The 13,286-nt window shown below is 35.2% G+C and carries 11 protein-coding genes; 2 read left to right on the forward strand and 9 right to left on the reverse strand.

Annotation, left to right across the window (positions count from 1 at the left end; genetic code table 11):
• Positions 1-238: 238 nt before the first annotated feature.
• From DH10bf12_RS00400 to DH10bf12_RS00420, 5 genes are all read right to left on the reverse strand, one after another.
• Complete coding sequence (locus DH10bf12_RS00400; protein WP_471736656.1) at positions 239-2,356, reverse strand: CDP-glycerol glycerophosphotransferase family protein; 2,118 nt, start codon at positions 2,354-2,356, stop codon at positions 239-241.
• 165 nt (positions 2,357-2,521) lie between these two features.
• A complete protein-coding gene (tagD, locus tag DH10bf12_RS00405) occupies positions 2,522-2,920 on the reverse strand; it encodes a glycerol-3-phosphate cytidylyltransferase (protein WP_471736657.1) in 399 nt (132 codons plus the stop codon).
• A gap of 193 nt (positions 2,921-3,113) precedes the next feature.
• On the reverse strand, positions 3,114-4,679 hold the full coding sequence (locus tag DH10bf12_RS00410; RefSeq protein WP_471736658.1) for a glycosyltransferase: 1,566 nt from the start codon (positions 4,677-4,679) through the stop codon (positions 3,114-3,116).
• A gap of 208 nt (positions 4,680-4,887) precedes the next feature.
• Positions 4,888-5,487, reverse strand: coding sequence for a hypothetical protein (locus DH10bf12_RS00415; protein ID WP_471736659.1), 600 nt, complete (start codon positions 5,485-5,487; stop codon positions 4,888-4,890).
• A gap of 56 nt (positions 5,488-5,543) precedes the next feature.
• Positions 5,544-6,818: a C40 family peptidase gene (locus DH10bf12_RS00420; RefSeq protein WP_471736660.1), complete on the reverse strand. Its 1,275-nt coding sequence runs from the start codon at positions 6,816-6,818 to the stop codon at positions 5,544-5,546.
• 237 nt (positions 6,819-7,055) lie between these two features.
• On the opposite strand from DH10bf12_RS00420, the gene DH10bf12_RS00425 reads away from it, so the two are divergent.
• Positions 7,056-8,315: a helix-turn-helix domain-containing protein gene (locus DH10bf12_RS00425; RefSeq protein ID WP_471736661.1), complete on the forward strand. Its 1,260-nt coding sequence runs from the start codon at positions 7,056-7,058 to the stop codon at positions 8,313-8,315.
• The gene (locus tag DH10bf12_RS00430) at positions 8,308-8,472 is read left to right on the forward strand and encodes a hypothetical protein (protein WP_471736662.1); all 165 of its coding nucleotides are present in this window, start codon (positions 8,308-8,310) and stop codon (positions 8,470-8,472) included. The genes DH10bf12_RS00425 and DH10bf12_RS00430 overlap by 8 nt, the downstream gene beginning before the upstream one ends.
• 333 nt (positions 8,473-8,805) lie before the next feature.
• On the opposite strand, the gene DH10bf12_RS00435 is transcribed toward DH10bf12_RS00430, so the two are convergent.
• The 4 genes from DH10bf12_RS00435 to serC form a co-directional block, all read right to left on the reverse strand.
• Positions 8,806-9,264 (reverse strand): IDEAL domain-containing protein, encoded by a 459-nt coding sequence (locus DH10bf12_RS00435; protein WP_471736663.1) that lies wholly within the window; start codon positions 9,262-9,264, stop codon positions 8,806-8,808.
• 167 nt (positions 9,265-9,431) lie between these two features.
• On the reverse strand, positions 9,432-10,319 hold the full coding sequence (locus DH10bf12_RS00440; protein WP_471736664.1) for a hypothetical protein: 888 nt from the start codon (positions 10,317-10,319) through the stop codon (positions 9,432-9,434).
• Between the two features lie 236 nt (positions 10,320-10,555).
• A complete protein-coding gene (locus DH10bf12_RS00445; RefSeq protein ID WP_471736665.1) occupies positions 10,556-11,740 on the reverse strand; it encodes a phosphoglycerate dehydrogenase in 1,185 nt (394 codons plus the stop codon).
• Between the two features lie 265 nt (positions 11,741-12,005).
• Complete coding sequence (serC, locus tag DH10bf12_RS00450) at positions 12,006-13,085, reverse strand: 3-phosphoserine/phosphohydroxythreonine transaminase (protein WP_471736666.1); 1,080 nt, start codon at positions 13,083-13,085, stop codon at positions 12,006-12,008.
• Between the last annotated feature and the right edge of the window lie 201 nt (positions 13,086-13,286).

Below are 13,286 nucleotides of genomic sequence, written 5' to 3' on the forward strand. Positions count from 1 at the left end.
CCCATTTTTATTCAAGTGCATCACCTCTTAAGTAGTGGCTTTCAAATCGAAAAGACATTTAACTTATACCATTCTAACATTTTACTGATACTCAGTAGACGCCCTAACCTAAAATTAGTTACAAATGTTTATACCCTATTTATAAAGTTTTAACTCATTTTCATTCTGAGAAAAAAGTAGCAACTACTTGAAAAAGATGCTTCAAGAAGTTTCTCAAAGCATCCAGAGATAGGAACCATTATTTATTAAAAAATGTTTCAACTACTCTGCGTGAAGAATTACCATTTTCCAAGTAACAATATTCTTTATGAAATTCGGTAAAAGACTCCGGCAAGTTGAAACTATTTTCTTGTAAATCTTTTATCTCGTTAATTAAGCTTTCACTTGTCCGTACTAAAGGTCCTGGAGCATTTTCTTCAAAGTCAATATAAAAACCTCTTAACTTGTCTCTGTAATTTTCTATATCATATACGTAAAATAATATAGGTCTTCTTAAATTTGCATAATCAAAAAATACAGAAGAATAATCAGTAATCAGGAGGTCAGAGACTATATACAGCTCATTAATGTCTTCCTGCTGAGAAAAATCATATGCGAATCCTTTGTAAGGTGTCAAGTCAAGATTTTCAGCTACTAAATAATGCATCCTGAATAAAATTACGTACTCATCTCCAAGTTCCTGTTGAAGCAAATTCAAATCCAGATCTAAATCAAATTTATATTTCCCTTTTCCATAGAATTGATCATCTCTCCATGTTGGAGCATATAAAATCACTTTTTTATCTAATGGAATCTTTAGCCTATTTTTAATTTGATTGATCGAAGTTTCGTTATTTGCATGATATAAATAATCATTTCTAGGATAACCTGATTCAATCATTTGCTTTTTAAAATTAAATGCTCTCTCGAATATTTCAGAGGAATAGGCATTAGGTGAAACAAGAAAATCCCAATTACTCGATTCTTTATGGAAATTCTTTTTATATTTCGCAGTAGTTGTACCAGGCATATGAACTTCATCCATGTCTGCTGCAAGCCGCTTCAAAGGTGTTCCATGCCACGTTTGCAAATATTTTGTGTGTCTTGGCTTGGGAATCCAAAGAGGCATTCTGCTATTAGTCACCCAGTACCCGGCACTTGCCATCAAGAATAGCCAGCGGATAGAGAAACGATTAACATACTTAATGTTTTTCTCTCTGAATTGACGTGAGTATTTCTTATCTACACTCCAGATCATTTTATATTCAGGATGATTTGCCTGCATGTATTCGTATATTGCTCTGGGATTACAGCTGTATTGCTTCCCTAAGAAGCTTTCAAACATGACAAGCTTCTTGTTTGCTGGTAATAAACCAATCAATTTAAATGCTTGTTTATATAATTTCTTTACTTTCTTTGAACGTTTTACTTTAATTAACTTCTTTTTCATTTCCGCCTTACTACTATATACAGGAAAACGAATAGAAAAATAACTTCTGACCTTAGTTGAAGAAAGAGATAATTTCCTCTTGGCTCCACTCTCTCTCAATAAGTAGTTTTTAGTTTTAAACCTTCTGCTCCCTGGTTTAAATTTCAAGCGTGTGCTCTCAATTTCTGTTACTTTGTCACCATCAGTTACAGTTAATTGCACATAAACTCCAAGTGCATTAATATCATTTTTATCTAAGGGAAGATCACTTAGACTGATTTGTGCTTCAAAACCAATCTGTTCGTGTTCACGATCTATAAGCTGACCAAAATCCTTAGCCAAGTCATTTCTATTAATATCTGTTAATGGAATATAACGCTCAAAACCAGCACTTTTATTTCTCAAAATCAGCTTTCTGGATAAAATTTTGTACTCTTTATCCGGAAGAGCAGTATAACCTTTGATCATTATCTTGTATTTTTGCGTAATTTCTGCGCTATCAATCATTGCGAGAACAGTATTATTTTTAACGGTTGTTTTAAATGAGACATTTCCTTCATTTGTAGTATAAGGGTGGAAAATTTCTTCTTCTCCCATATAATATAGAAGTTCAAGGTCTGCAAAATTGCTTTTAATTCTATACTGTTTTTGTTCACTCATTTCTTTATGGTCAATTTGGAGGTATAAATCCAATGTACCAGCTTCCATTAACTTATTTATAATTGTTTCAGCTATAGTTGCCTGTAAAATAATATAATCTTCATCCGCACCTACTTCACTGGCTAAAAAGATATGTGAACGATCGGTGTTTCTTTCTCTGAGTTCGATCCTTCCAATACCTGTGACCTTTTCCCACAGACTTCGTTTTAATAAAACATTAATAAAAAGTGTATGATCTTTATAATAAATTTTTTCAATTGTACGGTTTGCTTTCCTGATACTTTGCATACTTGTCTCCCTTCGGCATTGCGAATGACTCAATCAATTTATATTCAAAAAAATCGACTCAAAGTGTGTATACAAGGTTTTTCAGACAATTAAGTAATTGTTTGAAAACTGTAAACACATAAGAGCCGATAAGAATTTTTCATAATATATTATCAGAACTGCAGGTTACCCTTTTCTTACAGCCAGAAGATCTTCTTTGATTTGTGAAGTAGAAATACCAATCGTTCTAGGGAGATAGACAACTTTACAGTGGTCTTCAAGGAAGTCGAATTTTCCTTTCCAATCATCACCCATTACAAATACATCTACATCATTATTTTTAACATCCTGAACTTTTTGATCCCAAGTATCTTCAGGAATTACTTCATCAACATATTTGATAGATTCTAAAATCATTTTACGATTTTCGAAACTATGATAGGCTTTTTTATTCTTGATTGCATTAAACTCATCAGTAGAAATTGCAACAATCAGATAATCTCCTAAGTCTTTTGCTCTTTTTAAAAGATTAACATGTCCCCAGTGCAACAAATCAAATGTACCGTATGTCAAAACCTTTTTCATTGTTATTCTCCTTTCTAATCTCTAATTTACATAATACCTTATTTTCTTAATGAAAAATTTACAATATGTTTAAATTCTCTTTACTTTTGAAAGTTATAATATTTATAATAGGACTTCTCTGGCCTATCCCAAACACTTTAATCATTATAATACTTTAAAACTCTAATATCAATGTGTTTTTAAATACCCGCTTCTATATTTGTATATTTTTTGAATCACTATTAATTACAAGATTTATGATTTCCATCCACTTTCGATTGTACATATCCTCTCCAAATTTTTCAGAAACATAGTCAAATGCTTTTTCTCCCATTTTGACCATTTCTTCAGGATTGTTAAATGCTTCAATCATAGCATTACTCAATAAGTTAATATCTCCATTTTCAACAATCATTCCGTTCTCGCCGTCTATTATTAAATCTCTGGGTCCATACTTTATATCATAACTGATCACTGGCGTTTGATTCGCCATACTCTCAAGTATTGAAAGTGCAAAACCTTCTTTTTTGGATGTCAAAATAGAAAATAATCCTTTTTCATAAACTTTTGCAGTTTCATTGGTAAATCCTTTCAGGAAAACATTATTCTCTAAATTTAAATCTCTAGTTAGAGCTTTTAACTTTGTCTCCTGGTTACCAAATCCCCAAATTTCTAATTGGGCATCCGGCTTTACTTTAACTACTTTTTCAAACGCTTTAATAGCATCTTCGGTTCTTTTAAGTTCACTGAAGCGACTAACAATTACAGCTGTTTTATAGTCTTTGACTATTTTTCTTTTTACTTTAGCAAGAAAGCTATTACTTAAATTTTCATAATAGTGCGGTACAACATATAAATTATCCTTAACACCAAATGTATCATTAATATCATCTTTCTGCTCTTCAGTTAAAACCAGAGCAGCATCAAAGCAGTCGATATGCTCGAAACCTTTTTTTACAGGTTCAGTAATCGTCAATTGATCGTTATTATCCTCTAAGTGACTGCTGTGCAATCTCCAGATTTTTCTGGCTTTTTCGTATTCCAAATCAACTAAAAGAGGATCTGTTGATCTGGTATCTGAAATTAATATTGGAACCTCGTCTTCTTGAATTAAATTTTTAATCCATTGTTTTTTGTGATGGTCCAGGTCCTCGATTGAAGCTTTTTTCAGTTCGCCATTCTCATTAAAGAAATTGATGCGTTTTACAGTTTGATTTTTCGCTTCTTCCCAAATCGATAAATAAGCTATTCCATTTTCTCTGTAATAAATAGATTGACGGGGTTTATTATATTGATAATCCATATATAATACCCCTCTTAGATTTTCTGAATTGCTATAAAGCTCTCTTTTAGTCCGATATCTATTTTCGTTAAAATAGTCTATAAAGTTAAGTGAGTTATCTTCGTTTAATGAAATATATTTTTCATAAATACCGTTTTTATATACTCTGTAGGCATTATGACCTTTTCTTTTATCTAAGGTAGATCCACTGAGGTTATCGTACAAATCAAATTCCTGAGGAACAGTATCATTAATAACAGGCACAGTGTTACCTTCAAGATATTCGAAAAAATTTAAAATCTTAACATCCTGATGAATTTTGTTCAATTCAAGCAGTTTTTTCCTAATTTCAGGGTACCTTGCATTGTGATTGAAAGTAAGCATATAAGTATCGTAACCCTGATCAGCAAAGAATGAGGCTTGCTTTAATGAGGCTTTTGTCAATCCTCCTCTTATTAAATCTATCGAGTTAATTAAAAAATACATAGTTGGTTTCATATTCTTTCTCCTTAAACATGTAAATATATTAAATTAATTACAGAATCGCTTTACATTCCGTAGAATTAATTTATATAAGATTTACCCACATGTAAGAATCTTAATCAGAAAGTATAAAAAACCGCTCATTTTAACTACCTTTTTACTTTATTTGGAGTTTAATAGATGTTTATTTCTATCAGACTATAGATACTAATTAATTGAACTACTAATTTAGATAGATCAACTCTGAAACTTTCTGAAAACAGGTTTCTTTAATTCGCCTTACCGCCCATCTGACTGGAATATTTTGATCAATCTGTAGCGGATTTTGATAATAAAAATTCAGCACTTCTACAAACCACTCATATGTTAACAACTGTTCTTTAAATTCACGTTCAAGTCCACTAACCCCGTCACCTATAGATAAATACTTTGTATAGAAACCTTCATAGTGCTTGTCGATTAATTGAGGCATATTTTTGTTGATCGCTACTTTAATTTTCTTAACTTCAACAGACAATTCGATTTTATCTGATTGTCTCAGTATTTTTGCTAATAAAGCGCTTAAACTTTTTATCGTCTCTATATAAAAAATTATTTTCTTCAGTAATTCATACTTATATGTATCAGGATCTGGATACTTATATTTTTCAAGCTTCAACTTTTCATCAATTTTCATTAGTAACGATTGCTTATGATATTTTAAAGTCATAAGTTCTACTTGCTCTTCAACAACGAGAGATAAATCATTTTTAACTATGGTAATTTTTTTTTGCAGGATAACGTCCTGAGATTCTTCAATAGATTTATTTTTGAAAAATTTCACTCTGAATTCCTCCTGTCAGATATATAAAAAAGCTGCCTAAGCAGCTTTTAAAAATTTCACTTATAGAATCGTTTAAAACTCTCGAACTTGGATTTCCAATATGAATTACTCAGGCTGGTTACTTGTACCCCGCCGTCATTTGCATGGATAAACTGATTATTCCCTATGTAAATCCCTACATGTGAGATACCTGTTGTATACGTATTTTCGAAAAATACAAGATCTCCAGGTTGCGGGTTACTTACATAATGCGAACGAGCATGCTGACCTGCGGCATTTGTTCGTGCAATGTCATAGCCAGCCTGTTTATATACATAATAGATATAACCACTGCAGTCAAAACCTGAAGGCGATGAGCCACCCCACACGTAAGGTACACCAGTAAATGAATGGGCAATCGATAAAAGCTGGCTGACATTACCACCTGCTGATGAACCACTTCCCGGAGTAACGGTTTGAACAGGCGAAGATGATTCACCCTGTCCTTTTACTTTTAACACCTGACCGATTCTAATTAAATCTGAACTTAAGTTATTAATTTGCTTTAATTCACTTAAAGACATTTTATAAGAAATTGCAATTCTGCCTAATGTGTCTCCACTCTTAACAGAATAAGTGCTATTTCCAGCCGCAGGAGCTGTACTTGTCTGCTGTCCGGAACCGGAAGAACCAGTAGAACTACCGCTAACAGTACCATCGACTTTTAGCTTTTGTCCGGCATATATTAAGTGACCTGACAAATGATTCAGATCCATCAGCTTAGTAACAGTAGTTTTGTGGCTATATGCAATTTTTGATAGGCTGTCACCAGGTTTTACTATGTATGTTCCATTGACAGTACCGGAAGACTCCGTATTTCCTGGTGAAGAATTGCCTGGTGAACTCTCAGTTGGAGTTGAACTCCCACTGCCTTTAGTTTTTAAAGACTGCCCAGGGTAAATTAAATGGCCCTGAATCTTATTTAATGATTTAAGTTCCGATAATGGTGTTCCAGTCTTCAATGCAATCCTGGAAAGTGTATCTCCCGATTTGACTACATAAACAGCAGTTGAGACATTGGTTTGTCCCTGTGATTCATTCGTGTTTGATGGTGGAGCCTCAGCTGCTTCCACATTACCGCTCACTCTGATAACCTGATTTGGATGTATTAATTCTGAAGATAAATGATTCAGTTTCTTTAAATGATTCACAGAAGTATTATATTTGTTAGCAATCTTCCATAATGAATCTCCACTATTCACCTTATGTGTACTTGCGTCTGCTTCAGACTGAAGACCAAAAAATGATGTTATAGCAGCAGATGCAGCAATAGTGTATAATCGTTTCTTCAAAAGACCACTCTCCTACTCTCAATCTGTTATTTTGGCTTCTAATGAATGAACTCAGCCACACTTCTAATTCTTTCTATCATAAGTCAAATGCTCTAAAATAGAATACACTAGGTTGTCTGAATTTTCTAGTATAAAATGCTTTTTTTCAGAATTTTTTAGTTCTTTATAGCTTTTTTAAATAGATACATGACAAAATAACTATATGTCGTACTAATTTCTCAATTAGAGGTGTTGTTAATGAACGTAGGTTCTATTATTAAATATTACCGTACGAAGCGCGGTCTAACGCAAGGAGAACTTGCAGAAGGAATTTGCTCAACTTCTCATTTGAGTAAGATTGAAACGAATATGTATGCCGCAAATGAAGAGACAGTAAATCTGTTACTGAATAAGCTCGACTTGCAGCTTGATGATATAACAGGTGATTTAAAAGAAATTCGTGAAACGCTTGATTCGTTTATGCATGCTATCTTTATGCAGGATCGTGAGTCGATTGAACAATTATATAATGAACTTACCGAAAAAGAAGATTATATCCTGACAAGTGAATATGTGAATATTTATCATTTGTATAAATTGAGGTACCACTTATTCCACTGGAATCATGAAGGCATACAGGAATCTTTAAAGCTAATCCAGAAAATAAAAAACACATTTGATCCTGTCGAAAAGAATATCCTAGTATTTTTCAGAGGCTTTTATTATTCGATGAATGAAAAATACGAAGAAGGATTAAAAACAGTGCACGAGTTTTTAAAGAACCCTCTCCCCATTGGGGGCATGTGGGTAGGAGAAGCAAGTTATATTTTGTCTCACTTGTATACATCCTTGAATCAAAATGAAGCCGCTTTAACTTTCAGTAAAAAAGCATACGATATTTACGTGACTGAATCGAATTTTATACGTCAGGTTCATTCTCAAATGATTTTAAGTATTAGTTATATGCGGTTAAGCCTTTATTCCGAAGCATTGACTGTATATCAATCACTTCTAAGGAATACACGAATGTTTTTTAAAGAATCTCTTTATCCGGGAGTACTTATTAATTATGCGAGATGCTTATACCTGTTAAGAGAATACTCAAAAGCTGAGAGAGCGGCAAATGAAGCCACTGACCTTTTAGAGCCATTCACTTATGAATTTGGAACTTCATTACTCATTTGGCTTGAGAGTAAGGTTAAATTAAAGGATATTGATAAGAAATGGCATTTAAGAATGAGTCTTTTAAAAGAAACGGATACAATTGTTGGAAATAAATACTTTTATCACCATTCAAATTTTCTTGAAAAGTACGAATTTTCCCAATACGAAGGAATTAAATATGCGGTAAAATATTTATATCCCCACCTGCTTAAGTTACAAAGCTTTAGCGATGCACTGGAAGTATTGGAGATGATCATCGACTATTACGAGTCTACAGGCGATGTCGAGAAGCTTAATCATTACTACGGTCAATGGAGAAAATTGATTTCAAGGGAGAGAAAATTACATGACTAAATTTAAAAAAGTATCTATTTCACTATTAGTATCTTTCTCACTAGCTGGTGTTTTAGGCATATCTCATATCGGAAATGATTCAAATACCGTACATTTTGTTGCAAAAGATGAAGTTTTTACCCCCAATGTTGATAGAATTGTAAAACCACCAGCTTAATTACAATTTTTTCTATCTTCATTTTCCCAATAGACTTTTCTCTAAATTTATACTAAAATAAGAATATGAAATGACCCAGCAATACCCTCTCATTTGGCCGTTCTGCTAAGCAGGACGGCACTTTTTTGTACTTTTTTGTATTTTTTTACTACATCCCGGTATTTATTAAAAATAAAATAATATTTTTCTAGTAAAACTTTATCGATATTTGTCACTTATTGAGGAATTTTCCCGAATTCTAATTTCTACCTTATTAGGATTTTTTCACAAAAACAAAAGACCCTTCCGCCATTGTCCGGAAAGGTCAAGAACTCACATTGATTAAAGATGCCATTACTGTGCAGCCTCCTCGACTTTCAACCTGTCAGTCAAAACCATAAACAAGTCGCGATCTCCTTCTGACAAGGCTTTATCTATCAACCTATATAAATTTTGCATTTCAAGCTGATCAATTTCTTTGTTCATATATTGTTCCTCCTCGTCAGCAAGCATTTGTTCAACATAAAACTGAGAAACGGACTTTAAATGATCAACCAGATCTGAGATTTGCAGGAGCTGAAACAATGGAATTCTGAAGATTCTAGTGCCTCTTTGGAATACAAAAATATCTGTAAGGTTTTCAACTTGTTTTGTTTTTAGATTTATTCTGATTTCATTAGATTCAACAGGAATAAAATGATACACTTCCTGATCCTTCATTACTGAAAAATATTGATAGGCAAATACCAGTTTTAATTCATGCCCTTCCTGGAGTGTATAAAAGGGTTTCATCATTTTCACAGTGAGCAGCATATCTCTCCCTCCTATCTATTATTTTTGAATATTCAGTACTTTAACATTATTATCGTATATTTTAATGAAAATAGAAAGTGTTAATGCTTATAATGTATTCAAAAGTGACTAATTATTGAATGAAATCTCTTATAATAATAGTATATAAAAAAGCCAACAAATAAATGTCAGCTTTCGTAAAGTGCTATTTCCTTCTCTACCCAGTGAATACCTTCCTGCTCGATACGGTAATGGATTTTATTATAAAGCTTTGTCTTTTTAGTAAGGGGTCGCGTTCTGCTCAGACCTAGATGAACCGATCGTGGCAATCCGTCATATCCATACATTCTGACAATTAAAAAATACATAAAGTTTGGTCTGATATCTATGGCCAGATCCTTTTCTTTAAGTAAATACATTAGAACAAGAATTCTATCTTCCATTTTTTCGAAGCTTCTCAATAACCGGATTTCTTTTTGTGAAAGACTCTTAAGAAATTGATTTAAAATGATCTCCTGCTCTTCATTTTCAAATCCGACCTGCTTGTCATCTTTACAGTCAGATTTTATCTGCCTTTCAATAAAATCTATTCCCCGATTTGTGACGGTAAAAGCTTTTAATCCTTTTACTTTACCAACTTCTTTCATAAATTCTTTTTTCACGCATTGATTAACAGATAAATGAATATTTTGGGGTTGTCTGATTCCCGCTTTTGCATACGAATCTTTGATCTTTTTGGCGGTAATGATATTCTCATCTTCATTTTTTATCAGATAGAATGCAATACCCAGGCAATAAATCCATTCAATTCGTGTACCAAGCGTTTCAACAAATGTGCGAAGTTCACTATCAATTTTTATTTCAGTGAAGTTTTTATTGAAGACATCCTGTATGTTTTGAGAGGAATTACGATTAATTTTTAAATTTATTTGTAGTAAACGATTTTCCTGGTTTTTTAATTCTTTTAACTGATCCATGATGAAATATAAATGTTCTGCGATTTTTTTCTCGTCCCCATTAATTTCATATTCGATGTCATTATATGACATCATCAATTTACTATCATCTTTACCCACCAAAACACCCCCGACAGATTATATAGTCAAATAGTCTTATTATATTACTTATATAATAGTATATTTTTTCCTAAGGTTCAACTAAAAAGACATTTTTCTATAATATTATACACACTTTAGGAGGTTATTATTTTATTTCATGTATATTTTTTGCGTTTAGATATTTTAAAAGCTTTGTTTTGATTTATTTTCTATCATTTGAAAAGAGGAAACTGAATTCAGTTTCCTCTTTTCATCTAGTGCCATCCATTCGCAATATGTCTTGCGCGGATGACGCCTTCTATTTTCTGCAGCCGTTCCATAATGTCTGCAGCTTCTTCATCGTTCAGCTTGTTATCAATGTCGATCAGCGTATAGGCGAATTCCCCGCGGCTCCGGTTAAGCATGTCTGCAATGTTAAAGTTGCGTTCTGCGAGCAGCTGGGAGAATTGTCCGAGCATGTTCGGGATGTTTCTGTGCATAATCGTCAGGCGGCCTGGTGATGTGAGTGGCAGGCTGACGTTTGGCAGGTTAACAGCGTTTTTGATATTCCCTGTTTCAAGGTAATTTTTCAGCTGTCTTGCTGCCATGACTGCACAGTTTTCTTCAGATTCTGTTGTGGATGCACCGAGGTGCGGTGTTGCGACTACATTGTCCATGCCGAAAATATCATCACTCGGGAAATCAGTGATGTATTTACCGACTGTTCCGTCCTGAAGTGCTGCTTTCAGTGCCGCATGGTCAACGAGTTCACCTCGCGCAAAGTTGATGAAATGGATGCCTTTTTTCATAGATTTAAAGGCTTTTTCATCTATTATGCCTGTTGTTTTCGGACTGAGTGGTACATGGATCGTGATGAAGTCACACTGTGACAGCAGTTCTTCCAGCTGGTGCACACGCTGGACGCTTCTTGAAATCACCCAGGCTACGTCTACTGATACGAAAGGATCGTATGCCATGACTTCCATGTCAAGTGCGAGTGCATCGTTGGCTACGACTGATCCAATGTTACCGAGGCCGATAACACCAAGCTTTTTACCGGCTACTTCATGACCGATAAACGCTTTTTTGTTTGCTTCAACTTTGTCAGAGATTTCAGTTTCCCCTTTTAGAGAATGCGTCCACTGAACGGCACGGAACAGGTTACGTGAGCTAGCGATCAGACAGGATATCACAAGCTCTTTTACCGCATTGGCATTGGCACCTGGCGTGTTAAAGACGACGACACCCTGTTCTGAACACTGTTCGATCGGGATGTTGTTCGTGCCGGCACCTGCTCTGGCGATGGCCTGGACTGAGTTCGGGATCGGCTGCTCGTGAAGCTTGTGGCTTCTGAGTAAAATCGCATCCGGTTCGTTGCTTTCGTTGATTTTATACTGTTCGTCTAACAACTGTAGTCCTGCATCGGCAATTTTGTTATAAGTCTGAATCTGATATGTCAACGTAGAGAACCTCCTGGAATATAAAAAGATTGTAATGGAATGCTGCCGGTCTGCGCTCCAGGCGGAAGCTTTCCGCGGCCGGGCGGTGAGCCCCTCCGGCTTCGCCGTAAGGTCTCATCTGTCCCTTTTCCGCCGCTGGAGTCCCCGCCTTCCGCGCAGCCCGTCAGCTGATGGATTTTAAATACATTGCAGCTTCTTACTATTTATATAGAAGAAAGTCGAATTTAGATAGTGAAAACTTCATTACTTATAGCTTCACAGTATCCTACTTCACATTCTCCTCAAACTCCCGCATCGCACTGCACAGCCGCTCAACATCCTCAATCGGCATCGCATTATACATACTCGCCCGCATACCGCCTACTGAGCGGTGACCTTTTAACTCGACCAGTTGCTTAGAAGCTGCAAATTCAATAAATGCTTGATCCGTTTCTTCACTATCTGTTTTAAAAGGAATGTTCATCAGTGAACGGTCTTCCTTTTTCACCGGCGAATAAAACAAGTTTGATAGATCAATGGCTTCATATAAGAGTGAAGCTTTTTCACGGTTGCGCTTCTCGATTTCTTTTACACCGCCAAGTGAATCAATCCACTCGAGCATCAGACCGATCATATAAATACCAAATGTCGGTGGTGTGTTATAAAGCGAATCTGCCTTTTCATGCGTTTTGTAATCAAGCATGGTCGGCAGGTTGTCAGGTGCGTGTCCGATCAGGTCGTCACGGATAATCACAACGGTGACACCGGATGGTCCCAGGTTTTTCTGGGCACCTGCATAGATCACGCCGTAATCACTGACGTTGATTTCTTCTGAAAGGATCCCGGAAGACCAGTCATTAATGATTGGCGCATCTGTTTTTGGGAGCGTCGTAAATCGTGTTCCTTCTATTGTATTGTTACCTGTGATGTGTACGTAGGATAAGTTTTCTCTATGTGTAATCTGAGAGAAATCCGGAATATTTCTAAACTGGGTCTCTTCGGATGTTGCTGCGACGGTCGTTTGTCCGACCTTTTTAGCCTCTTCCAGTGCTTTTTGGGACCATGAGCCTGTAATAATGTAGGCCGCTTCGTGATCTTTTTGTAACAAATTTAACGGGATCATGCTGAATTGTAACGAAGCACCCCCCTGTAAAAATAAAATTTTATAGTTTTCAGGGATATTCATGACTTTCTTCAAAAGGTGTTTTGTGTTCTCTAAAATGCCTTCGAAGGCTTTCGATCGGTGACTCATCTCCATAACCGACATGCCAGCCTGATTTGTATCGACGAGTTCAGATTGCGCTCGCATCAGTACTTCGAGTGGCATTGCTGAAGGTCCCGCCGAAAAGTTAACGACTCGATCCATCAATATTCTACTCCTCTCTTACACTTTAAATCATTAAACTATCCTTTCCAATAATGTAGTATAGTATAGTCCTCACGTGCACACATGTCAACGCTGTATAGACAAATTAGCATGTAATGTAATTGTTATCTCTCTCTAATGGTTTTGTTATTGCTGTGAAATGTATGCGTGTTATGCTAGGTCCTGTTAGTGAAAAGGAGG

The organism is Jeotgalibacillus sp. 10bf12, from assembly GCF_055597105.1.

Coding starts and splice junctions, on each gene's coding strand:
- DH10bf12_RS00400 (WP_471736656.1), bottom strand. CDS start 2,356: ATGCAAAGTATCAGGAAAGCAAACCGTACAATTGAAAAAATTTATTAT.
- tagD (WP_471736657.1), bottom strand. CDS start 2,920: ATGAAAAAGGTTTTGACATACGGTACATTTGATTTGTTGCACTGGGGA.
- DH10bf12_RS00410 (WP_471736658.1), bottom strand. CDS start 4,679: ATGAAACCAACTATGTATTTTTTAATTAACTCGATAGATTTAATAAGA.
- DH10bf12_RS00425 (WP_471736661.1), top strand. CDS start 7,056: ATGAACGTAGGTTCTATTATTAAATATTACCGTACGAAGCGCGGTCTA.
- DH10bf12_RS00430 (WP_471736662.1), top strand. CDS start 8,308: ATGACTAAATTTAAAAAAGTATCTATTTCACTATTAGTATCTTTCTCA.
- DH10bf12_RS00435 (WP_471736663.1), bottom strand. CDS start 9,264: ATGCTGCTCACTGTGAAAATGATGAAACCCTTTTATACACTCCAGGAA.
- serC (WP_471736666.1), bottom strand. CDS start 13,085: ATGGATCGAGTCGTTAACTTTTCGGCGGGACCTTCAGCAATGCCACTC.